This window comes from Flavobacterium jumunjinense (assembly GCF_021650975.2).
GTDB lineage: Bacteria > Bacteroidota > Bacteroidia > Flavobacteriales > Flavobacteriaceae > Flavobacterium > Flavobacterium jumunjinense.
Genome location: NZ_CP091285.1, coordinates 1,518,396 through 1,544,614, shown reverse-complemented (window position 1 = coordinate 1,544,614; position 26,219 = coordinate 1,518,396). Strand labels below are relative to the sequence as shown.

At 30.2% G+C, this 26,219-nt stretch carries 16 protein-coding genes; 2 read left to right on the top strand and 14 right to left on the bottom strand.

The features are described 5' to 3' along the window. The first annotated feature begins 126 nt into the window (after window positions 1-126). Window positions 127-4,935, top strand: coding sequence for a DNA repair ATPase (locus L2Z92_RS06970; protein ID WP_236458115.1), 4,809 nt, complete (start codon window positions 127-129; stop codon window positions 4,933-4,935). A gap of 74 nt (window positions 4,936-5,009) precedes the next feature. On the opposite strand, the gene L2Z92_RS06965 is transcribed toward L2Z92_RS06970, so the two are convergent. The 4 genes from L2Z92_RS06965 to L2Z92_RS06950 are packed head-to-tail and all read right to left on the bottom strand — an operon-like array spanning window position 5,010 to window position 9,774. Then, a complete protein-coding gene (locus tag L2Z92_RS06965; RefSeq protein ID WP_236458114.1) occupies window positions 5,010-6,461 on the bottom strand; it encodes a lipopolysaccharide biosynthesis protein in 1,452 nt (483 codons plus the stop codon). Between the two features lie 48 nt (window positions 6,462-6,509). Beyond that, on the bottom strand, window positions 6,510-6,992 hold the full coding sequence (locus L2Z92_RS06960; RefSeq protein WP_236458113.1) for a hypothetical protein: 483 nt from the start codon (window positions 6,990-6,992) through the stop codon (window positions 6,510-6,512). 5 nt (window positions 6,993-6,997) lie between these two features. Beyond that, on the bottom strand, window positions 6,998-7,426 hold the full coding sequence (locus L2Z92_RS06955; protein WP_319800401.1) for a GNAT family N-acetyltransferase: 429 nt from the start codon (window positions 7,424-7,426) through the stop codon (window positions 6,998-7,000). Further along, window positions 7,426-9,774, bottom strand: a complete 2,349-nt coding sequence (locus L2Z92_RS06950; RefSeq protein WP_236458112.1) for a S9 family peptidase — start codon at window positions 9,772-9,774, stop codon at window positions 7,426-7,428. Before L2Z92_RS06950 ends, L2Z92_RS06955 begins: the two co-directional genes overlap by 1 nt. 104 nt (window positions 9,775-9,878) lie before the next feature. Here L2Z92_RS06950 and L2Z92_RS06945 point away from each other — a divergent pair, with 104 nt between their 5' ends. Then, the gene (locus L2Z92_RS06945) at window positions 9,879-11,966 is read left to right on the top strand and encodes a prolyl oligopeptidase family serine peptidase (protein WP_236458111.1); all 2,088 of its coding nucleotides are present in this window, start codon (window positions 9,879-9,881) and stop codon (window positions 11,964-11,966) included. A 139-nt stretch (window positions 11,967-12,105) separates the two neighbouring features. Here the strand turns inward: L2Z92_RS06945 and L2Z92_RS06940 are convergent, their stop codons facing one another. The 10 genes from L2Z92_RS06940 to atpG all read right to left on the bottom strand — a co-directional run bounded on the left by L2Z92_RS06940 (window position 12,106) and on the right by atpG (window position 26,150). Further along, on the bottom strand, window positions 12,106-16,338 hold the full coding sequence (locus L2Z92_RS06940) for a hypothetical protein (protein WP_236458110.1): 4,233 nt from the start codon (window positions 16,336-16,338) through the stop codon (window positions 12,106-12,108). 207 nt (window positions 16,339-16,545) lie between these two features. Beyond that, the gene (locus L2Z92_RS06935) at window positions 16,546-17,622 is read right to left on the bottom strand and encodes a porin (RefSeq protein WP_236458109.1); all 1,077 of its coding nucleotides are present in this window, start codon (window positions 17,620-17,622) and stop codon (window positions 16,546-16,548) included. Beyond that, on the bottom strand, window positions 17,612-19,030 hold the full coding sequence (locus tag L2Z92_RS06930; protein WP_236458108.1) for an AAA family ATPase: 1,419 nt from the start codon (window positions 19,028-19,030) through the stop codon (window positions 17,612-17,614). The genes L2Z92_RS06935 and L2Z92_RS06930 overlap by 11 nt, the downstream gene beginning before the upstream one ends. A 6-nt stretch (window positions 19,031-19,036) precedes the next feature. Continuing rightward, a complete protein-coding gene (locus L2Z92_RS06925) occupies window positions 19,037-19,765 on the bottom strand; it encodes a phytanoyl-CoA dioxygenase family protein (RefSeq protein WP_236458107.1) in 729 nt (242 codons plus the stop codon). A 10-nt stretch (window positions 19,766-19,775) separates the two neighbouring features. Then, on the bottom strand, window positions 19,776-20,606 hold the full coding sequence (locus tag L2Z92_RS06920; protein ID WP_236458106.1) for an ATP-binding cassette domain-containing protein: 831 nt from the start codon (window positions 20,604-20,606) through the stop codon (window positions 19,776-19,778). A gap of 4 nt (window positions 20,607-20,610) precedes the next feature. After that, entirely contained in the window at window positions 20,611-21,381 is a 771-nt protein-coding gene (locus L2Z92_RS06915; protein WP_236458105.1) for an ABC transporter permease, read from the bottom strand. A gap of 49 nt (window positions 21,382-21,430) precedes the next feature. Then, on the bottom strand, window positions 21,431-23,245 hold the full coding sequence (locus L2Z92_RS06910) for an OmpA family protein (RefSeq protein WP_236458104.1): 1,815 nt from the start codon (window positions 23,243-23,245) through the stop codon (window positions 21,431-21,433). Between the two features lie 29 nt (window positions 23,246-23,274). Beyond that, window positions 23,275-24,396: a hypothetical protein gene (locus tag L2Z92_RS06905; protein ID WP_236458103.1), complete on the bottom strand. Its 1,122-nt coding sequence runs from the start codon at window positions 24,394-24,396 to the stop codon at window positions 23,275-23,277. 63 nt (window positions 24,397-24,459) lie between these two features. Next, complete coding sequence (locus tag L2Z92_RS06900) at window positions 24,460-25,152, bottom strand: hypothetical protein (RefSeq protein WP_236458102.1); 693 nt, start codon at window positions 25,150-25,152, stop codon at window positions 24,460-24,462. Window positions 25,153-25,292: 140 nt separating this feature from the next. Beyond that, a complete protein-coding gene (atpG, locus tag L2Z92_RS06895; protein WP_236458101.1) occupies window positions 25,293-26,150 on the bottom strand; it encodes an ATP synthase F1 subunit gamma in 858 nt (285 codons plus the stop codon). Window positions 26,151-26,219 lie beyond the last annotated feature (69 nt).

Here is a 26,219-nt window from a genome sequence, read left to right as displayed (position 1 = left end):
TAAACTACAAACAATTCTTTACTTTTTCAAGTAGAGAATTGTTATAGTTTTCCATTTGCTTATTCTTCACTTTCAAGCAAATTAAAGTCATTAAGCTAAAGACTTCCAAAAATTTACCAAAAATTAATGAGCAACGAAAAATTAAATACGGGTACATACGAAATCATTCAAAACCGATTGAATGAACAAAAAGAGGATTTAATTCAACGCATTCAATCTTTAAATGAAGATCGAAAAAAAGTTTTTGGAGGTGTTGATTTTTCATTAATCGCTAATGAACGTATTTCTACAGACCAAAATTGTAATATAAAAGACATATTTTCTTTAGGAAGATTATGTTTAGTTGGATACAATACGCATCTAGGATTACGCACAGAAATAAATTTAAATGATGTCTTTTCAGCATACCTTTCAAAAGATAACCGATTTGAACCTCAATCCATTCAATTTATTGAAGATCCAGTTTTTATAGAAGAATTTAAAAACCTCTATAAATACTACAGAAATACCATTTTTGTTCGTTTTCATATTACACAAAACTATTTGTATTTTGTATTTCAATTATCAAATAGTCCTTCCGATATAAAAGTCTTTAAATGGTTAATTAAAGACTACACTCTTACTTTTGTTGATGCTAGAAGTGCAGCGGAAGTAAAGTATCCAAACCAACAAGAATTTACTTGGACGAAAGTTACGCGCGATATGCAACGTACCGGAAGTCATCCACACGTTTCATTAGCTGATAAAGTTTTTGTGGAAGCTATTGGTGGTGATATTACCATAAAAATAGAAGACAATACCAGTTCTGGAAAAGGAATTTATAGTGAAGACGTTACGCATAAAGATCAAACGCTTGATGATGCTGAAATTCATTATTTTGACTATAATAATTTAGTCATTTTCAAAATTAAGCCTTATCAAGAAGCAGAACGTTACTTTATATACAATCACAAAGAAAAGAAAGTTGCACGAGTAGATTCATTACAATATTCGATTATTCTTTTACCCGAAAATCAAGGTGTTATTTATCCAAATGGTTATGCCTTACAAACTGGTGAAATAAAAGTAATTGCTACAGATGATAAACCTGTATATTTCAACCGTAGAATTTTAGGTATTAATGGAGAAAATTTTATGTTTGTTTTTTATGATGAACAATCACATGATTACTTATTAATTCCATACAATATTATTAAACAAACGATAGAAACTCCTATCAATTGTAATGGTTTTACGTTGTTTGATAATGGAAAATTAGCGTATTTCAAATCGAATGAAGAAACAAAACATCATCTCGTTCAAATTTGGCAAACACCTTTTACCAAAGAAGTTACTATTGACGATGCTTTAAAATCTAATTTATTATATAAAATTGGAAATAAAGATTTAGTTCGTGTAATGGCCGAATGTCAAGAACTGAATATTTTATTATCTAAAAAAGATTCCTATTCCGGTCTATATAATGATATCGTTAAGCAAGCTACAATAATTTTAGATAGTTATTATTTCTTAGGGGAAAAAGAAATTCATCAACTAAATGAACCTTTACTAGAGATTAGAAAAATTGCACATGCTGCAATTAACGAATTTGAAAAAGCACAAGAAGTCAAAAATAAAACGGGGCAAACCATAGCTGAATTAAAAGAAAAGTGTGAAAAAATATTATCCGATACTAGTGTCATTTCGTATCAATCTTTAGATCAATTTATTGCTGTTTTAGCACAAATTCGTGCTTTACGAGGCGAATTAATTAGTGCACGAGAATTAAAATATGCAGACATTGCTTTAATTGAATCGTTAGAAAAACAATTGCACGAAAGAGCTGATGAACTTTCCAATGCATGTGTTTCTTTTCTTTTACAAGACAATGCCTTAGTTCCCTATCAAGAGAAAGTTACGTTGATTAACCAACAAATAGCTGATCTTAAAAAGACTATTGATGCAAAAACACTTGAAAAAGACATTGACGAATTGGCTTTACAGTTAGAGCTATTAGTAGATATTGTTAATAATTTAAAGATTGAAGACACTTCACATTCAACTCAAATTATTGAAAATATATCTTTAATTTTTGCCCAAATCAATCAACAACGAATAGAGCTAAATAACAAGAAAAGACAAATCTCTGGAAAAGAGCTTTCTGCCGATTTTAAAGCACAAATCACGCTTTATGACCAAACAGTTATCAACTTTCTAGAATTAGCTAATACTGCTGAAAAATGCGATGATTTCCTAAACAAATTATCCATTCAGTTAGAAGAAATGGAAGCGAAGTTTGTTGATTTTGACGATTTTATTCAACAAATCAATGACAAACGAGAAGAAGTTTATGGTCATTTTCAAACCAAAAGTGTCCAGCTAACCGAAGCTAAAAATAAGCGAACAACTATGTTGTTTCAGTCGGCTGAGCGTATCTTGAAAAGTGTCAAGAACAAAGCCGCTTCTTTTGCAACCGAAACCGAAATCAATGGTTATTTTGCTTCCGATTTAATGATTGAAAAGGTACGTGATATTGCTAATCAATTAAAAAACCTAAGCGACACCAACAAATCAGAGGAAGTAAATACCTTACTAAAAACTGCACAGCAAGAATCGGTTAGAAAATTGAAAGACAAAAATGAAATCTATGAAGATGGTGATGCTGTAATTGCTTTTGGCGAACATAAATTTGCAGTTAACAAACAAAAATTAGACTTGACTTTAGTTTTAAAAGACCAACACTATTTTTATCATTTAACAGGAACTAATTTTTATCAAGCGGTAGATTTTGAGGAAATTGAACAATACAAAGAAGTTTGGAATCAAGAATACATATCTGAAAACCAAAAGGTAAAGCGCTTTGAATACATGGCTTGGGAGATTTTCTTGCAACAAGAAAACATTGTTCCTGAATCGGTGAATTTACAAAGAGTGCAAGAATTCATGGCAACGCATTTTGGTGAAGGTTTAGTTAAAGGTGTTCATGATATCGATGCTTTGTTAATTTTACAACACTTACAACAAATTAATAACGAATTAGGCGTTTTAAAATATACTCCTTCCGAAAGAGCTTTGGCACAATTATTTTGGTTTTTCCTTAATGAAGAAGATAAAGAGTTTTATGAAAAACAGTTTGATGCTGTAAGTTTGTTGAAAGAAACATTTTCAAGTTCTGAGCAATTCAAATATTTAAACAAACGCTTATCGCAAAAGGTTGAAGAATTCAATAGCACCTTTGATGGTTTTGATTTTACTTCTGCCTACAGAGCAGCAGTTTATTTAAAGAAAGAAAATCGTAAAGCTTTTTCAATTTCAAAAATTGCAGCCGATGCTTACGAACGTTTCTTCAAGAGCTTAAAAGAAAAAGGTAAAGACATTGTTTTTGTTAATCAGGTAAAAGATTTATACAATTACCCTTCTGCTTGTTATGATATTGTGGAAAATGCCTTAAAAACATTTTTCATAGAAGAAAACACAACAATTTCTCAAAGTTTTGTAGAAGAAGTTGCCGCTTTTGTATTGACACAAAATTACCATGAACGACAAATCGTTAATGTAAATTCATCTGTTGAAATTGCAGGTTTGAAATCGATAGAAAGTAACCTTACCTATACTTTAGATTATTACGAATTTTCTGCGCGATTGGATTATTTTCATTCCAAACTTAGACCCGCTTTCTTAGAATTACAACAACTTAAAAAGAAATGGGTAGACGTTAAAAAGAAAGAAATGAAACTGCATACATTTACGAGTCAGGTTTTAACTTCTTTTGTACGAAATAAATTAATTAATGATGTTTATTTTCCTTTAATTGGAGCCAATTTAGCCAAACAATTAGGAGCTATTGGAGACAATAAAAGAACCGATAGAATGGGAATGCTTTTATTGGTTTCTCCTCCAGGTTATGGAAAAACAACTTTAATGGAATATTTAGCCGATAGAATGGGATTGGTATTTATGAAGATTAATGGTCCTTCTATTGGTCATGATATTACTTCGACTGATCCGAGTGAAGCTAAAAATGCTGGTGCAAGACAAGAGTTAGAAAAGCTGAATCTTGCTTTTGAAATGGGCGATAATGTAATGTTGTATTTAGATGATATTCAACATTGTAATCCAGAGTTTTTACAGAAATTCATTTCATTAGCAGACGGACAACGAAAAATTGAAGGTATTTATAATGGCGAAGCTAAAACATACGATTTACGTTCAAAACGTTTTTGTTTGATTATGGCAGGAAATCCGTACACAGAAAGTGGTGATAAATTCCAAATTCCAGACATGTTGGCCAACAGAGCAGATACATACAATTTAGGAGATATTTCAGGTTCTAGAAGTGATTTATTTGACTTAAGTTTGATTGAAAATGCTTTGATGTCGAATGAATATATGGTTCGATTAACACAACCATCGTATAAAAACTTGTACAAATTGTATGATTCCATTCAACAAAATAATACCAATTATGATTTAGAAGGCAACTTCTCTTCTCAAGAAATTGAAGACTTTAAACAGGTTTTATTAAAGATCATTCAAGTGAGAGATACGGTTTTACAAGCAAATGCTCTTTATATAAAATCGGCTGCTATGTCTGATGATTATAGAAATGAACCTAACTTTAAATTACAAGGTTCTTATCGTGATATGAATAAGTTAGTGGCAAAAATTCAGCCCATTTTAACTGAAAAAGAAGTAGAAGCGATTGTTTTGAATCATTATCAAAATGAATCACAAACATTAACTACTGGTGCTGAAGCCAATTTATTGAAATTAAAAGAATTGATGCAAATTCAAACCGAAGACGAACTAAAACGTTGGGAAGAAATCAAAACTACTTTTATGAAAAACAAACTTTTAAAAGGTGTTGGTGGAGACGATAGAATGGCTCAAGTTATTGCTTTGCTATCTGAATTTTCAGAAGGTTTGAATGGAATAAAAGATGTGCTGAGAAAGTAGAGATATACTATTATTTTAAAACCCTCATTTATATAATTTGATTGATAAAATCTGGTTGTGTAAATGAGGATTTTCTATTTCCTCTTCACAATCTTCAATATCAATTCTTTTTCATTACGGTAAACAAAATAACCAAAAAGTAAAATAGATACAACTCCAAAAATATAAGTTTCTCTAAAAATATCCACATAAAAAGACAACGCGCTCAACACGGTTGAAAGTCCTAAATAAAGTCCAATTTTATTTTTATCATAAGGAATAGGGTATTTTTTTTGTCCTAGTTTATAGGAAATAACCATCATTGTACCATATGCTAAAATCGTTGCAATCGCAGAACCTACAAATCCTATAAACGGAATTAAAACGATGTTTAACAATAAGGTAACAAGAGCTCCAACTATAGAAATATAAGCTCCAATTTTAGTTTTATCAATTAATTTGTACCAAACAGAAAGATTCGTATAAATACCTAGAAAGAAATTAGCAATTACAATTAAAGGAACAATATCCATTGCAATCCAATATTCTGATTTGGGTACTAAAAGCAACTTTAGAACATCTGCAAAAACGATGACACTTAGTGAAATAAAAGAACCAAAAATAACGAAGTATTTGGTGATTTCTGCATAGGTTTTTGGAGCATTTTTATTATTGGCATGACTAAAAAAGAAAGGTTCAATGCCTAAAGTGTAAGCTGTTCTGAAAAGTACCATAAACATCCCAATCTTATAACACGCTGAATACGCACCAATATCGGACAAAGAAACGCCCATATATTTCAATAAAATTTTATCGAAATGTTCGTTAATAGCAAAGGCAATTCCTGCAATTAAAATAGGAAAACCATATTGCATCATTCGTTTCCAAAGCTCGGTATCAAATTTCCAATGCAATTTAAAATAATCAGGAAGTAATACAAGCAGTGTGAAAAAACTCGCTATTAAATTAGATACAAAAATGTAACCTACTTGAAAATCAGGAATATAAATAGCTTCTAAAAAACTACTTTTGGAGTACCATTCTGGTAAATAAACTATTAAAAACACATTCAAACTTAAATTAATAGCAACATTCGTTATTTTTATAATTGCATATTTTAAGGAACGTCCTTCTGCTCTTAATCTTGAAAAAGGAATAATTACTAAAGCATCTAAGGCTAAAATTAGTACCGTATAGAGAATGTAATTTACTTTAATATCGCTCAACAAGGCAATGTTTTCTTTAAAAAACAAACCTAAACATAAGAATAGTAATGTTGAAACTAAAAGTGAAATTGTACTAGTTGAAACTACTTTTTTCTTTTCTACTTCGGTATTATAAAAACGGAAAAAAGAAGTCTCCATTCCGTAAGACAAAACAACATTGAAAAAGGTTAAATAGGCAAAAATAACTGAAACAGCTCCATATTCTTCTGTAGGCATATAGTCTACATATAGTCTTACCAATAGGAAACTTAACATTCTTGGCAAAACAGTTGCTATACCATAAATAGCCGTCTGATTCAGTAATTTTTTATAAAGACTCAATGGAAATTGTTTTCTAATTTATTCGACAAAAGTAACTAATTCTTTTGTTTATTCCTCATTGTTTTGTGGCTTCATAGAAGGATAGGCCATCATTGGTTTTTCTTGTACATTTTCTATCAATTTATAGAATTCTTGTCCGTTTTTCGTGAAATAGATTTTTACTTGTCCTTCTTTTAATTTGATTTCTTTTTTCTGAGGAGCTTGATTACCATATTCCTTTTCAGTGTTTTTATCTAAATTCAATTGATTCAAATCGGTTTTAAATCGAGCAACATATTTCAAATCATCTGTTTTTTGAATTACAGTTGTTTCAATATCTTTTATTTGAATTCTATTGAAGCTAACTCCCTCTTCTAATGACTCTTCTAGATTTAAGTATACATCTATTCCGCTTCCTCCTCCTTGTATTCCTGCAACCCATTTTTGAAAATATACTTCTTGAATTTTTATCATACTAGTATCTTGTTTCATTTCTTTAACAGATGAACAGGAAAGCAAACTGACTAACAATAAATTAATTATAAATTTCATCTTTTCTATTTTTTTAAATGTTTTACAAAATGGAATCCTTGCGGAACAAAACCTTGATTAAAGAAAAATTTTTGCGCTCTATAATTAGAGGTATAGGCATCCAAAACAACAACATTACAATTGGCTTCAATTGCTTTTTTGTTTAGATATTCCGCAATTAGCTCTCCAATTCCTTTTGAACGATGCTCTGTATGTACTATTACATTATCTAATTCAAGGTATTTTCCCGACCATAGTTTAGTAGCTATCCAAAATCCTGCCAAACCAATACAAACTTCATTTTCAAGAACCAAAACTTGTTTATATTGTAAAGGTAGCATTTCATTTAACAATGCTTCATATTTTTCCAAAGTATAATCAGGATACATTTGTTGGATAATTTCAATTTGTTCCAACATTTCTGTTATTGTAGCGATTTCTTTTACCTCAATCATTATTCTTTCTCTAATAAATTCTCGTTAAATAAATTTAATATTCGTCGGTATTCGTCCACCCAAGAGTATGTTTTTACAAAACCATGTTCTTCCACTGGAAAAATTGCAATGTCCCAATTTTTCTTCCCTAATTCTATGAAACGCTGCGATAAACGAACAACATCTTGAAATTGAACATTATCATCAACCATTCCGTGTAACATTAGTAATCGGTCTTGAAGGTTCTCAGCAAAATAAATTGGAGAACTTTGTTTATAGGCAATACTATCTGTTTCTGGGAAATTTAGAATATTAGCAGTATAACCTTGATTGTAATGTGCCCAATCGGTTACAGAACGCAAGGCTGCACCAGCTTTAAATTCGTTTGGCTTGGTTAACAATGCCATCAATGTAATAAAACCGCCATATGATCCACCATAAATCCCTACTCTATTCGCATCGATTCCTAAGTTTTCAACTAGATATTTTTTTCCATCTAATTGATCTGATAAATCCAAACCACCCATTTGTCGGTAAATTCCTGTTCGAACATCTCTACCATAACCATCACTTCCTCTATAATCAATATCTAAAACGGTATAACCTAAATCAGACAAAAGGTTATGAAACATAAATTCACGATGATAGGAACTCCAATAATTATGTGCATTTTGAAGGTATCCTGCACCGTGTACAAATATAATTGCTGCTTTGTTTTTCGTTTCTTCTTTTGGTTTATAGAGCCTTGCATTAACATTTGCCCCATCTGTTGCTTTAAAAGTAATAACATCTGGATTCCTCCAATTATAAGCTTCGAATTCTGGTGTAGTTGAATGTGTTATTTTCTTTAACGTTGTGTTTGGTTTGTTGTCTGCAATATATAATTCCCATGGTTTATTTTTATAGGAATAACGAACTGCTAATTTCTTCTCATCTGGAGATAATACAACTTCATGTGCTCCATCAGCATTTAAAATTGCTGTCATTTTTTTTGAAGCAATATCTAATTTATGAAACTCTCTGTTTCCAGGGTGATTAGTATTGGTAGTCAAATAGAACGATTTTCCATCTTGAGAAAGTGTCGCATTTCTCACTTCCCAATTTCCAGTGGTTAATTGCGTTTTCTTTTTTGTTTTTAAATTGATAGTATATAAATGAGAATATCCTGTAGTTTCTGATTGAAAATAGATTGTCTCGTTATCATTTAAGAAACCTAAATTTCCTCCCCAAAAAGAATAATTAGGTATTCCAGGTCCACCAATCCAAGCTTCATCATGTTGGTGTTCTAATTCTGTAATTTCACCTGTATTCAAATTTAATTGAACAATCCATCTGTCTTTGTTGTCCTGACTTCTAATTTCAAAAACGGATCTGCTTCCATCTTTATTATAAATTAGACGCAACATTACAATTGCTTTTTCTTCCTTTTCTTTCTCTTTTAATTCTTGATACTCCTGATAATATGCTGGATATTCTTTTATACCTGATAATTTCGAAAATGAAACATAATATACTGTATCTTTTTCTATATTAAAAACACCCATTTTATGCTTACTCAAATTATCTATTGATACTTTTGTACGTGCTACTTCATTATTAGTATAACCGTCTGCAGTAACAAAATGTTCTACTTTTGTTTGTGTCTCTGAGGGATAAGTAGAAAGTCTAAACGTTACAAATTTACCATCGGGAGAAGCCTGTATTTGTTCTAACGACTCACTTCCATAATAAATTGTTTTTGGCAAATCACTTTTACTATTTTCATTTTTTTTATCACACCAATCTTCTTTTGCTTTATTATCTCTAACAAATTGAAATAGTTCTTCCTGTTGCTTCCCTAGATAATTATCTATTTTAGTACTCTTAGTTGATTCATTACCGTTTTTAAAATTCGTTAATTGTTTTATTGCAAAATCTTTTACATTCAACTGAAATAAATTACGGTTTTGCTGATAGAATAGTACATCTTGATTAGTACTTCTTTCAATTCCATAGATTTTATCTGAAGAAGTATATAGTTTTTTAATTTCTTTAGTTTTTCGAACATATGCATATAAATTTCCTCTCTTTGAATAATAAACTACATCATATTCTCTTTGAGACTGCGCATTTATTTCTGAAAATTCTTTTTGATCTTCTTCCAATAATTGCACTTTACTTGACTTTTCATTCCAATAATAGGTGCTTCCTCCTATTTCATTTTTCGGATTCCAATCGAAATATACAGTACTTCCATCAATAGACCAATGCGTATTGTCTGGTTGATTTCCTATAAAACCATCTCCCTTCATTATTTGCTCTAATTGGAGTGATTGGGAATTAACTAAAATGGAAAGCAATACAAAAAGGGACAAAAGATATCTTTTCATGATAAAAAAATTGATTCAAACAAATATATCAATTTGGAATAAAATATATTTAATTATTGCTTACTTATTGAAAAAGGAATATTTTTGAAATCTAATATTCTATAATGAAAAATATTTATTTCTTATTTACTTACTTCTTTATACTTCAAAATATAATAGGACAAGTTCAACCCGATTCTCAAAAAAAACCGTCTCAATTTACTAAACACAATATAATAATCGATGATGATTATTCTTGGCTAGAAAACACTAATTCTGATGAAGTAGTTCGTTGGGTAAATGAACAAAACAATTTTTCTGAAAATCACTTAAAAGATGTTACTAAAGCTACTAACTTCTTATTCAAAATAAAAGATTACGATTATTTATCAACGAATGGACTCCCTATAAAAAAGGGGAAATATTTCTATTCTTTATACAGATTGGATAAGAAAAAACCATCCGTTTTACATTATAGAAAAGAACTAAATGATTCTCCATTAGAATTAGTCGACCCATATAAAGTATACAAAGATAAAAATGTGCTTTTAAATGGTTACTACCCTTCTGAAAATTCAAAATATTTAGCATATAAAATTAGCCCAAATGGGAGTGATCGACATGAAATACGTTTTGTAGATATTGCTAATCAAAAATATTTAGATGAAGTACTAAAAGATATCAAATTTTCAAATGTTGTTTGGAACAATGATGATGGTGTTTTTTATAAAAAAAATTCAAACCAAAATTTTTTTACTAAAGATTCTACTTACCAACTTTATTATCATAAATTAAGAGATATTCAAGAAAAAGATCGATTAGTTTTCGATACAACTAATGACGAAAGTAATTTTAGTTTTTTTGTTAGAGAGAATAAGTTATTTGTTTTTGAAACCAATAAAGAAGAATCAAATACAAAATATCATTATATTGATCTAACTGATGAGACTTTTACATTAAACGAGTTTAGTGTTAACAAAGTTGATGATTTTTCATTCTTATACTTTAAAGACGATAGAGTTTATTTTACTAATACAAAATATGACTGGGGAGACATTAGATCATTTAACATAAATGATTCTAATAAAGAAACCTCAATAATACCTCAAATATACACGCATTTATTAGTTGATATTGACTTCACAAATGACTATATAATTTGCAAATATCGAAATTTAGGAAACAACTACATTAACATTCATAAATATGATGGAAGCTTTGTAAGAAAGTTTGAAGCTCCTATGGAAATGGATTTTTCTATTCGTTTTTTAGACAGTAAGACAAATGAATTATATGTTACTTTTTATTCCAATACTATTTCATATTTAAACTATCGATTAAATATTACAACAGGAGATACTAATGTTTATTATAATTATTTTATTCAGCCAAAGCCAACTCTTTTTCCATTTGATCATTTTGAAAACAAAACCATCACTTACAAAAGTAGAGACGGAAAGGATGTACCTATAACTATTATACACAAAAAAGGGATAGAACTTAACGGAAACAACCCTACTTTATTAAAAGCTTATGGCGGTTTTGGGTCAGTAAGTGGACCTAATTATAATGTTGGGTTATTACATTTTCTTGAAAAAGGAGGCGTTTATGCATTTGCCCAAATAAGAGGTGGTGGTGAAAAAGGGAGAAAATGGCATAGAGATGGAAAAGGATTAAAAAAAATGAATTCTTTTAATGATTTTATCGATGCAGCTGAATTTCTAATTAATGAAAAGTACACTTCTTCAAATAAATTAGCAATTACTGGCGGCTCTAATGGAGGGCTAGTTGTTGGAGTGGCTATGACACAAAGACCCGATTTATTTAAAGTAGCTGTTCCTAAAGTTGGTGTTTTTGACATGGCTAAATTTGACCAATATACAACTGGAAAATATCATTTAGATGAATATGGAAATCCAGAAGTTGAAGAAGAATACAAATCATTATTAAGTTACTCTCCATATCACAACATCAAAGAAGATATAAATTATCCTATAACATTAATTATAACATCTGAAAATGATGATAGAGTTCCTCCTATTCACTCTTATAAATTTGCTGCAAAATTACAAAACAGAAAAGCTCAAACAAATCCTATTTATCTTCAAATAAACAGTAATGCTGGTCATTATGGAAAAATTTCAAACTATGAGAATTCAGTAAAAAACCTAGACGAATTTTATAGCTTTATTTGGGAACACCTAAATGAATAAAAAAAGAGTCAAATTTCTTTGACTCTTTTAAGTAACAATAAAAATTTGTTAAATCTAAAACATTGATCATTCAGTTGTAAAATATAATTAAGCTTGCCCCCAAAATAATTATCTAATAAACATTTCCTCAGAATCTGAATTAAAAAATCATTTTTTTATTAACTACTGACCCGTTTTGTAGTTTTATTTGTAATAGTAATGTTGTATTGTTTTTAGTAAAGTCGTCCAATGTAAATTCTTTTAAATTAATTTGTCCATAATTTGCAAGACGTCTTCCTAAAACATCATAAACTACAATTGAGTCTAATAGTTCGTTATTTGATATAACTTTAATATCATTATTACTATTAATTACCGTAACATCATTCTCCAAATCAAAATCTGTTGTATTCAATGTTGTGTTTAAATACACTATTTTAAATCTATTAATGATTTTACCAACATTCGATGTAAACTGATAAGGTGATTGTTTAATATCATGAACTATATTTAATTCCATATCTTCTAGATACACATTTTGTTGTTGGAAAAGACCATCTAAAGAACCAATTCCAATAGTATAATTTCCTTGAGTTATAATATCGATTCCTAAAAACACTTCATCATTTTCATCAAAAGGTAATGCTCTTCCTTGAATTGTGAATGCATTGTTATTTATTAAACTATAAAAAGTCATAGCATCATTATTTGGAATAACTGTACTGTCAAAGAAATTATCCTCATCCATGGTTGCACCTTCAATATAACCTAAAAGTGTTCTGTCAAATTGGTTGTTTGATAGGTTCGTTACATCTATCCAAAGTCTATGACGCTCTAAATTTGCATTCATTCCTTTATAGAAAAGACTATTATCATATGTAACATTTCGCATTTGATTATCAAAAGTTACATTATCTGTTGCAGTTGGTCCATCTAACATTTGTACAAAGAATCCTTGTCCAGAACCAATCAACAGATCTGAACCTATTGCCGGACAACAATTTGCTCCTAAAAGATTATAGGTTAAATAGTCATTTGGATTATAATTTTCTCCATAACTTCCATAAAACGGATTTTGTATAGCTGATGAAGGCAAACTTTCGTGCTTCCATAATCTTACATTTCCTAATATTTTCGTTGCATTATTGTATAAAAAATGATTCGCTCTAATTGATGATGGATAAGGGTTACCTATTAAGTTTAAGTTATCACTTAAGTTAGTAATTGGAATTCCATTTTGTCCATAATGCGGATTCGTATCAATATCATTACCTCTTATAATTGAAGCGTTTATAGTTCCATTATTGGGTACACCTTCAAAACTTCCTCCTAAACTGGTTGGTACTGACGGGCTAAATGTACTTGGAGCTCTAACAATGTATCCTTTTGCAATATCCATAGTGTTTCCAGCAGCATTTATCCAATATCCTTGCCCACCATTTGGATTAGCAAATACTGGATCCCATTTAAAAATTGGACCAAGTACATTTGGAGTTGCAATATTACTAACGTTAAAATTAGCAACTGGTGAAGACCAAAAAGTATAATCTAAATTTCTAACAATACTATTTCTTTTATAAATTATATCTCCCGAATTAGCTATATCGTTAATTTGAACTAAACTTCCTGAATTTTCTATTTCTAATATTCCACCTGCATCTACAGTCACCTTATCAGTAACTGCGATTGTGTTTGATGATTTAACAGTTAAAACCGCTCCAGATAATACTTTTAATGTACCTGCAAAACCTGCATAATTTGTTCCAGAAATAACTGGTTCGTTTGTTGCTGGTGGAATAACTACACAGTCCGTATTATTAGGAATTGAACCATTTGGTGTCCAGTTCATAGGGTTATCCCAGTTTCCGTCTACTACCCCATTCCATCTTTTTGTGCCAATGTCTACCATTTTATCTATAATAATTGGCTTAGTATTTCCAAAAAAAGTAATTTTCAATTTATAAATTCCTGTATTTGCATTACTAATTGATGGAATTGTATAATTTTTTGTATTTGCTATTACATTTCCAATTGGATCTTCCCATTGGTAGGTGATACGTGTATCGGTATCTAAATAAGTAGGGAAATTGTTTTCAGCCGTTAAATCAACCGGTTCTCCTTCACAATTTGCAGTTGTTGCCTCAGCTGTGAAAATAATTTCTTTTAATTCATCTACATTAAATAAAAACATTTGTGTTCCACTTAATGATGCACCATAAGCAATGTTTCTAAAACCAATTTTTTTTGTACTTCTATCTTCTGGAATTGATGGATCTGCTGCTGTTGGGTCTTCACTAATATATATTGCATGAACTTTTCCTAATTTGGAATATCTTCTGTCTGTTCTTCCTGCTTGTCTAGTTACATCTGTTTCTGGAACAGAACCCCAAACTCTAGAGGCTAAAACAGTTCCGTTAACAATCGGAATTGTTGGTTCTTCATCTGCAGTTGCAGCAACTGCATCATTTTTTTGCTCAATATACATTCTTCCTGTAACTGGTGTATCATTATTATTTCTAATTCCAGCATAAACACCATCATTATTAATAAAATCATTACCATGTAGTCGATAATACTTTCCTGTTATTTGTTGTCCTTGATCTGTAAATGAAATATTATAAGAGTATAAACCTCTATTTTGAATCTTATAGATATTACGAGATGATTTTACACCTTGGTTAGTATACCAAGTTCCATCATTCATTCCTCCATTTGTAATTGCTGGGTCTGCTGATGTTGTATAAAAATCAAATTGACTAATTCCTGTTGGAAAACAGGCACCTGGCCCATTAATGTTAGGTGTAACACAAGGTCCTTGATGAGGACCACCATTTCCGTTTGCCAATCCATTTGCATCTAAATTATTATTAATATTTTTTGTAGCAAATGTAGTTCCGTCATATCGTTTTACTGTTATTGTTCCTGAAAGATTGTTAAGTTGTTGATACCATCTTTGTGTTAGATTTCCACCTGAATAAACATCCCAAGACCATTCGTTTCCTCCAGGTAAATTTTGTGTTTCTATAACTTGGATTCTATTATCATGTCCCATATCTATTATACCGTCAGCACCTTGAAAACTTAACATATGGACTTTCTTTCCTGGTAAAACATTACAATCAAAAATCCTTTGATTATTAATCCAAGTTAGTGTTTGTTCTTCTTCAACTTTTGGTAGAACTGTAGCTAAAATATCTGTTATTAAAGCTCTTGAAGTTAGTAGCGAGTGATTATTATTCATTCGTTTATAATACTCAGCATTAAAACTTTTAAATATATTATTGTCTTCAATATACATTTTATAAAATGCTGCCGATGCTGTCCCATAACGTTCCCAATGTACTCCCGTTCCTTGATCACTAGACCAAAAGTCGGTTCCTGTTATTTGTTGATGATTCTGAAAATCATAATCCCAATCGAAAGCATATCCAGGTTCTGCCCCCCAACGAATATTAAACCTTGTATCGTTAAAATAGTTTGGATATTGTTCTATAAACTTATCCATCACTATTACTGCTACTGCTTCTGCCATTCCTTCTTCAAATCCTGAAAGAGTTGGATCGTAATGCCATAAGTTATTAGATGACAAACCTACGTTATCTCTCCAGCCATGAAGTAGTTCGTGAATTAATAAGCGAGGTTGATCTAGATCTCCTGATGCATTTACAAAATAGGAAGATGTAATCCAGTTTGGACCATTATAAAATGTGTTTATTCCTACTGAGTTGCCATCATTAATTACATTTAAAGTCTGGTTTAATGAAGGTGGACCATATACTGTTTTAATAATTGGAATTACTTTATTATAAAAGTCCATTATTTTGATTTGTTGCCAATTTGCAAAAGGTCCAACTCCGTTTATTCCAAATTGAGTTTCTACATTTACTGAAACATCATTTGCCGCTGCTCCTAGATTTTCCCAATTGAACTGAAAAGGCCCATAAACATCATCTGTCCCTCCGTTATATAAATGTAAGTAGAAGTTTTGCCCTAAGTTAAAAACAGTTGATCCTAGAGGATTTGACAATGCAGCCAATCTTAGCTCTTCGTAGCTATAACCATAAATAGTTTTATCTGTAATATACAATCCCTGTGTATATCCAATGTTTTGACGATTAGCACCATTTGGTGTTGCTCCTGTTCCAATTGAAAAAGAGTCATATCCACCCGATACCCAAGTTGCTGCAAAACTATGAATGCTTTCAACCCAAGCATTAACTCCTGCTGCTTTAGCGGCATTAACTTTATTTAATTGATTGAACATTCTAATCTCATTTTCATCTCGTACATGCTCTTTTGGAGATGTACAGGTATGAGAATTATGATTTTGAGATTGAATTGAATCAATAATAAAAAATAAAGAAAAAATCAAAAAAAAGTGTTCTTTTTTCACAATATTAACAATTTTAACGAGATTAATAAACTTTAATGCCAAAAATAGTAGTTTACATAAAAGCAAAACAATAGAATATTACCCCAAGATTGTAGTATATTATCCTATTTAAGAAAAAGTAGTGATTTTCACTCATTTTTCTTAAAAAACAATACGCCCCATTAAAATTAATGGGGCGTATTTGTTTAAAAAAATTGGAGTTCGTAATTAAAACTCAAATGCTAAAGATGTCACTAAGAAAAAATTAGAATTCGTTGTACCCGTTTCTTTATTAAAAATTGGTTCTTTAGAATCGAACCATTTTGCTTCTGTTCTTAATTTCAATTTGGAATTTGGAATAAAATCGACATTGAATGATGCTCCGAATACCTCAAATGGAGCACCAACACCTACAATTACATTTTCCTTATCTTCAAAGTATTCTGCTCTAGCTGCAACATTCCATTTTTGTGTTACTGAATATTGTGTAATTAATGTAACTGTTTTCCAATCTTGAAAAGTATCATCAATCATACTTTTTTGGAAACCCATATCAAATCCTAAAATAGTTCTCCATTTCTCGTTCCAACCGTGATCTAAAAACAAGTTATTAAAATATCTTGTTCTCAAAGCATCTGTTACTATTGGTTCGTCTCCTATAAAAGTGCTCCAATTTAATGTTGTCTTATCTGTTGGAGAATATACTACTTGCGTTCCAAATGTCGGTAGTGCTTTACTATTTGGTTTTTCTATTCTCTGCCAACCGTTAGTAGTTACAAATGCTAAACACCATTTATTGTTTGGCACATAGTTATATTTTACTCCTGTAAAATAAAATGGTGAACTTTCAGCCATTATTGACCTTGTTAGTGTCAAATTAGAAAATGATGACGAAGTTTCAAAACCAATATAAGAAGGCATAATACCTGCTTCAACAACATGCTTTTGATCTTTATCTAAATACACTCCAATAAAAGCTTCGTGAAATAATTTCATGCTTTCTGCACTATAATTATCGTCAACATTTGTTCCTGCTTGAATTGCAATATTTGCATAAACATTTTCATAGGTTAAGCTTGTTCGTAGCATCCCCATGTTGATACTAAATTCGTTATGTCTGCTATGATTATAAATCCAATCTAGTCTTTTATCTGTTGTGGGTTTATTAAAATCATATCCGTAAAAAGCTTCTAGATATCCTGAAAAATCTACTTTTAACTTACTCTCTTCTTTTACTTCTTCTTGTGAAAAAACAACTGTTGTTACTAATAATACAGCTATTTTAAAAAAATTTCTATTCATCATTTTTATGCTTATAAAATACTTGTTCTATTGTTTCTTTTGGTTCCGGAATATCTTGTTCTAATAATGTTTTTAATGCTTTTTTTGATACTCTTTTAATCGTAACAATTCTATTTGCTTGTTTTTGAATGCATTTTTCAAAGAGGTTTCTCACAACTCTTGCATTACCAAAACTATCGTCTCGCTTTTCATATAATAACTCAAAAGTATCTTTTAATTTTTCTTTTGCTTCTTCGGTTACTATGAAATCTGCTTTTTTACAATTCAATTCAAAAATGGAAAATAATTCAGAAGGTTTGAAATGGTCAAAATGAAAAAAACGATTAAATCTTGATCGTAATCCTGGATTAGAATCTATGAAAATCTGCATAGGTTCATCATATCCTGCAACAACTACTGCAAAATCATCTCTAAAATCTTCCATTCTTTTTAACAAAGTATTCACTGCTTCTCCTCCATAATCATTCCCCAATGCGTTTTGACTTAAAGCATAAGCTTCATCTACAAACAAAACACCACCTTTAGCTTCTTCTACAATTGCATCAACTTTTGTAGCTGTTTGACCAACATACCCAGCAACCATTCCTTCTCTATCTGTTTCTATCATTTGTCCGTTTGATAAAAACTCTAAGTGTTTAAATATTCTACCCAATAATCTTGCAACAGTAGTTTTCCCCGTTCCCGGAGGACCAAGAAAAACAGTGTGCAATGTAATCTCTATATTTTTCAACCCTTGTTTTGTGCGTTTTTGTTGCACCTTTAAAAGGTTTACCAATTCAGCTACATCTTTTTTTACATTTTCTAAACCAATAAGTCCGTTTAACTCTTCTAGCACTTTTTCTAACGAATCGTCTGAAATTTCTATTACATCATTTATTTTAAAATCGATTCCTAAAATTTCATCTAATTTGTTATTATTTTGATCTTCTGTAACGCAAACTAACTTCAAAAAGACTTTAAAAATCGTTACTATTTCTTTATATCTTGGGTGCTTATTTTTCTTTAAATAATTCAATAGAAAAGTCCTACTTTGATCTAACTCAAAAAGTATGTTAGATTGAATAATCTTATTGAAATGACTTTTAAATGGATTAGTTGTTACAAGTTTATTTAAGCTCTCTATCTCATTTTCATTTGCAAAATGCTGATTTCGTATTGCATCATAATAATAGGCTAATCCAAACTGCGAACTTTCGGAAAGATTTTTAACCTTACTAAAGACAAAAATAAAATCTGAAATAAATATTTTTTCTGCTTTAAGAAGTACTTTATTCGTGCTATTTTGTGGCAAAAGTGCATTCAATTCTGAAATACATTTTGTATCTGAATTTAAAGTATCACAAACACTTAAAACTGCTGTTGTTGCATTTTTAAGTTCTTGAATATATTCTTTAGTAAATAACATTCCCATTTCTACCTATATATTAATTTTTTCTGACCAAGAAATTCCTTCTGGTAAATCTAAATTTGAAAACTCTACATGAATAACTCTTCGTTTTTCATTATTAATCGTTTTGTTTGAGGCATGAAACAATAACGGTTTCATTATCATTATACCTCCTTTTTTAACTTTTGCTATTTGCTCTTCAGCTTCGTTAAAATCAAAACTATCTAATCGAACAATACCGTTCGCATGTGATTTAGGAATTATACGTAATGCTCCATTTTTTTCATCAGTATCATCTAGATGAATTCTAATTGTAAAAATATTCTCTAAGATTTTTTCTGTTGGCTGAACTGAAAATTGATTTTGTTTAATTGTCCAATTATTAAAACCACTACATTCCAGTTTTTTATCTACAGAAATAGTTAAATCTTGATGATAGGAAACAAACCAATTGGATTGTTCTGGTTTGTCAAAATAGATGGATTTTACAACAAAGTAATCATTTCCTAAAAGCTGCCCCAAAATATTTTTCAATGCATCATTGAATAGTATTTTATTTATAGTTGGAACTTCTTTAAGAAACTGTCTAATTGCAAAAAGGTCTTTTGATTTTCTAAAAGTTTTGTTTAAAGAATCACTAATTTGTTCTATTTCATAAATAAACGATTGGGTTTCTTCATTCGAAAAAACATCATTTATTATAGCATAGCCATTCGATTCAACTTCTTGATTATAATTTGACTTTGTATTGTGATTCATCCAAACAACCTTATGAAAGCATCATTTGATTGATAATTTCTCTTGTCAATTTTAAATGTGCTTCACCAAATTCCTGCCAAGCTAATCCAAGTTCTCTTAAATCGAACTTTGCAACAATTGAACCATAATTTTGCTTTTCTCCTTCAATTGTTGGGTAACCAATAACATAAATTACTTGTGCTAGCGAAACTGCTAATTCTATATCGTGTGAAGAAAAAATTATGGTATTGTATTCTGAAGTTGAATTTAACAAATCGAAAGATTTTTTCACTTCTTTAATGTTTCCAACATCTAAACCCGAAAAAGGCTCATCCATTACAATAAACTGTTCCGAAGAAAATAATTGTTCAATGATTGCCGTTCTTTGTCTTTGTCCGCCAGAAAGCTCATTTGGATACTTGTAAGTACAGTTATCTAATCCCCATTTATGAAGGTATTCTTTTATCTTTTCTTCCTTTTCTTCTTCTGTTAAATTCGTTTTTCTTAAAGCAAATTTCAGCGTTTGCAATACTGTTTTGTGTCGAAACAAAGTATATTTTTGGTCTACAAAACCAATATCTCCTTCTTTAATATCTTTTGCAGCTCCTTCTACAGTGCTTTTAAAATCTTTAATTAGAATTTTTCCAGTTCTTGGTGCTACCAAACCAGTTAAAGCTTTAAAAAAAGTTGATTTTCCTCTACCAGAGCGACCAACAACAGCAATAACTTGTGAAGTACTATTGTGGTTTTCTCGAACCACATCTTTTTCAATTAAGTTTATATCTTTAATAATAACAGTGTCATCATAGGCAACACTAAGATTTTCCACATATAAAAGCGTTTCTTTAAATTCGAAATCCATAAATTTATATTTTAGAGTATCTGAATACGGCTCTTCTTAGATAGTTAATAAACCAATCTAATAATAAACCAATTCCTAAGATGATTATTTGTAATGCTATAATTCGTCCATGATTCATGAACTTATCTGAATTTTTAATTAAGAAACCTAAGCCTCCAGAAGCAACGACTATCGATTCGATTGTTACCAACATCATCCATGTAATGGCTAAATTCTGACGAATAACATCTATTACATAATCCAATCTTCCTAGAACAATTACTTGCCATAATACTTCGAAACGATTACATTTTAGGGTTTTTGCATGATCGAATTCTTCTTGTGGAATATCTTTTACTACTGAAATTAACGATGTGGTTAGGAAAGTAGTTAGGAAAATTACCATTATCCAGATTTGCATATTTCTAGCATCGTGAACAACTAAAGTCACGTAGAAAGACAAACCTGTAAAAGGAAGAAAACGGAATTTCGTTATAAATTCTGCAACAGGTTTCATTAAAGGTATTGGCCAACTATAGGCAAATAATAATGAAATTACAGTGGCAAGAAATACAGATAAAAAACACAATTTCAACGAATTGAAAATATGCACCACCAAACCTTCATTATATAACTCTGTGAAACCTTTAAATACTTGTTGCGGATTTGGAAACAAATGTTTCTCTCCAGAAGTACCTATAATCCAAATAAGGATTAAGATTGCAATCCAAGCGAAAAGAATGATCATCCTTTTTGATTTGGAAATTTTCTCAAATGGTGTTATTAATTTTATCATGGATTGAATTAAAAGAGCTACCAAATTTGATAGCTCTTAAGGTTTTTTATTATTTCAATAGCGTAATTACTACTCTTCTGTTTTTTGCTTTCCCAGCTGCTGTGTTATTATCTGCAGTTGGTTCGTTTGCTCCTTTACCATCTATCATTTGAAAACGATTTAAAGGAATATTTTTACCTCTCAAATAGTCAACCACTGCTTCAGCTCTATTTTTAGAAAGCGTTACATTTGAAGTTGGATTACCTACATTGTCAGTATGTCCTACGATTGTTAATTTAGTGTTCTCCGCTTGAATTAAAAGGTTGTAAATTTTTTCTAATTCACTAGTTGAACTGCTTGAAATTTGAGCACTTCCTGTATTAAAATTAATTCTCCATTCTCCTGAAGCCATTACCTCTGTAGCTTGTGCACTATAATCTACTTTTTCAGGAGCAGTAGATTGAATGTCATTAATGTTTTTTAGGTAATATAAATTCACAGCATCTTCATAAGCTGAAACTTTACCTACATTTTCATTAAAACCAAATGGGTTTAATTCTGTCAAATATGTTGATACTTGATTATAAACTGATTTATATCTATTTACACCATCTAATAATCCAAAATATTGCATTGCATCTGAATTATTAAACACTTTAGAACCACCCATATTATATGTTAAACCATTTTTAGTTCCTTGTTGTCCTTTGAACATGTCATACCAATATTTTGGAGACTCCATTTGATAAGTATCCGTAACAGCTTCTGATGCTCTAACTCTCCAATCATCATAATTTTTCATTTGATTAGATGCTGTTAAAGAAGATTTTAAAATATTAGACACAATTGCAGGGTTTTGAGCAGCCCATTCTTTTAAACCAATTAAAACAGTTGGCATTTGATTGTTAAATTCTTTAGTAGAAACAATATCTACAAATCCAGATAATTTATCAAAGACCAATTTATCTCCTGGCGTCCAAGTTGCACAACCATCAATTTTTCTATTTACTGATTTACCTGTTAACTTACCATTTGAAACTTCTTTTAAAGAAACTGTCCATCCAGTAGTTTGCGATTTAATTAATTCCTCAGCTGATTTAATATAATCATCGTTCTCTGAAGCATAAATATTAACTGCATCAGCATCATAAGTTGAAGGATCTGGATTTACTTTTAAGCCATTCGCAAAACAGTAATTTACCGTTGTAACCCAGTCACCATCTCCTAATACAGCAGAAACAACAGCACCTTTCATAGTTTGTGGATCAGATTTCCAACTTGGTGGTCCGATTAATTTATCTTCACCATAACTCATACCAATTGCTCCCATAACTTGAAGGTGGTATTTGTCTTTTCCGTATTTATCATCTAATGATTTTTGAACAGAACTAATATAGAATGGTGCTCCATCTCCCATAATCATAACTGCGAATGCAGATTTATCTGATGTTGGATATTTCGTTCCTTGATCAAATTCTTCGATAAATTTCATTTGCATGTTTTGAAGTTCAGACAACCAGTCTTGACGAATGATTTCTAAATTAACTCCATTTTTTTCCATTAACGAACCTTTTGTCGTTTTTGGTCCACCATTAGAAACAATTATTCCAGATTGCGCATTCCATGCATAACCAGCAATTCTAATCTTTGGTGCATTAGACACCTCAGAAGAAATATCTTTTGAAGGTAATTCTATTTTATCTGCATTTAGAACGTTATCAACTACAGTTTTATCTAAAGTCATACCGTCTAATTTTTTAGACACTTCAGTTCTAAGTCCTGGAGCCAAATAATAGATTGATCCTAAAATTCCTCCAATACCAATAATTACAATAAGTAATTCTGATAAAGTGGTTAATTTTTTTGTTCTAAGAATTTTTCCCATGTTATATAAGTAATTTAGTTTTGATTAATTTAAAAAATATCTCCAAATCCACTAGCATTTTGCTTGTCTTCTTTAGACATTTTATAGTTAGGATTTGAATATCTAGTCGAATCTGGAATAGTATTATCTCCAGTTTTAATTTTATCTGCCAAAGAGTCTAATCTTGAATACAATTCGTCATTATCAACCGAATACTGAGATGTTAATGTGTCAATATCTAATAAGTTTTCAGATGTTCTAGCAATATCTTGAGCAATTGTTGAAGTTACTACCTCTAATGCATATTCTAATTCCCAATCTTTAGTGAACATCATTGCGTTTTTAGCACTTTCAGTCGCTGCTTTTGCATTTTTAGCAAACTCATATTCCTTTCTTAACATCGTAATTGTAGCATCAAAATCGGCAATTTTAATATCAATTGCTGTTCCAGCCAGTGTTAATTTACGATCCATTTTTCCAAGAACATTTGCTCTAACTCCATATTTTTGAATGAAGCTTTTACTTTGTTCATATTGATTAGAAATCCTTTGAGAGTTGCTTAATTTTTTAGCAAGCTCACTTTGTAAAGTAACATACTCGTCTGTATCTTTTGCTGCTAACCCATTAACCCTTACCATCTCGTCCATTGCAGATTTTAACCTTTCAGATTGACGTTGTAGGCTTAATAGTTCCTCTTGATAATCTTTTGCTTCTTTTTCAGATTTTGAAGCTTCTACTTCCATTTCATTTTTTAAACCTTTAAGCTTTGCTTTAGTATTTTTAAAAACTTCACGGTTTTTCACCATTTTTTGTTTTTGCTCTTCTAACTCATTAAAAGGGTTACTTTGAATTAAAGCTTTATGAAGGTTTTTAGTTGCAAAACGTAATGCTTTCATTATTACAGGAAACATCATCACTAAAAAAATCAAGAATACAGCTGTTGCTGAAAGCGCAATTGCTTGACCAAGCATAGTGAATAATGGCGGAATTATGTAAGTCCAAGTTAAATAACCTCCTATACCCAATAATCCTAGGGCAATAGCAAAAAATATATATTTTTCGCCTTTTTTTAACGACTTAGTATTTAAGGCAATTTCACCTTTAGACTCATCAAAGTGTTTTAAAATAGGTAACTCTAAAAGAGTACTTTTTTCTTGTTCGAATTTATTCATAATGTTTTTTAATTGCTTTTTTATCTTATGTTAAACCTATTAAAAAAATACGTTTCCTATAAATTATAAATATTGATTTATACCACTAATTACCAAGTTAATTGAGTCTAGTATTTTTTGTTTAGCAAAATTATTTGCATCAATTTTTAATTGAAGTTCTCTTAATTCATTTTCGTTTTTACTATCAATATTAACCAGTAATAATTTCTTCTGTTGCAATTCTTGTTGCATTTGGGCAATTCTATTTTCTAGATCTGCAATAGAAACTGTTAATGATTCTTTTTCATTATGAACTAAATTACTTAAATCTTGCCTTTTAGCATTTCCAGTAGTATCATATTTTACATGTACTTTATTGATCTCATCTATATAAAATTTAGATTTTTCAATAAGGAATTCTTTGGTTAAATCTGGTTTAATAGATTTCCCCATTGTAAATGCCATTTGATAACTTTGAGGATTAGTTATTCCAACAGCAACAACAGACTTATACATTTCGAAAAAATCAAAATCACTTAAGTTTAAAGATTCAAAACCTTTTTCATATACTCCTAAAATTTCATTAACAAATGGATTAGAAGAATTATCACTACTCATTGTATTGGTAGCCATTTTTTCTTCAGGAAATTTCTTTGTTTCAACAGGAGCAGTAAAAGCATTATTCTCTGCGGGTTTAGACGATTTTTCTTGATTTATTTTTGAATTAGCTTCATCATTAACAAACAAACTTTTCCAATTAAAACTTTCTTTTGACATTGATTTATTATTTCGTTGTTCTTTATTATACGTAAAAACTTTGCTAAAGTTACAATTTTTATTTTTTTTTATTTTCAAAAATAAGAAAAAGGCTATTTGGAAAACCAAATAGCCTTTTTAAATAATGCCTATATATCGAATTAACTATTTAAAGCTTCTGCTCCACCAACAATTTCAAGAATCTCTCCAGTAATTGCAGCTTGTCTTGCTTTATTGTATGTTAATTTTAATTGATTTCTTAATTCTGTTGCATTATCAGTTGCTTTATGCATTGCTGTCATACGTGCTCCATGCTCAGATGCAAATGAATCACGTATTGATTTATACAACTGAGTTTTTAAAGATTTTGGTATTAATGTTAATACAATATCTTCTTTTGATGGTTCAAAAAGATAATCAGATGCAATTGCTTCTCCACCAGTAATTGGCTCTAATGGCAAAAACTGTTCAGTTTTTACAATTTGAGTTGCTGCATTTTTGAAATGATTATAAACTACTTCAATTTTATCATATTCTCCATCAACAAACTTTTTCATTACTATTTCAGCAACATCAGAAACATTATCGAAAGTTAAGTCATCAAAAATAGAACTACGATTTTCGATAACCGTATTTGTTTTGCGTAACACATCATTTCCTTTTTTACCTATAGCAAAAATATCAACCGTTTTACCTGAATAAAATTCAATTCTATTTTTAACACCTTTAATAACATTAGAATTAAAAGCGCCACATAAACCTCTATTTGAAGTTACAGCAATGATTAAAACTTTATTAACTTCTCTTTGCTCTGCATAAGCTCCTCCAGAATTACCATCCAAAGTTGCGCTTAAGTTTTGCAATAATTCTGTTAACTTCTCAGCATAAGGACGCATAGCCGTAATAGCATCTTGAGCCTTTTTTAATTTTGCTGCAGAAACCATTTTCATTGCCGATGTTATTTGCATCGTAGATGAAATTGAACCAATCCTATTTCTAATTTCCTTTAAGTTTGCCATTCTTACAAATTGTATATTGTAGATATTGCATAATGTATACTGTATTTATAGTTCTCACTTAATACAGTA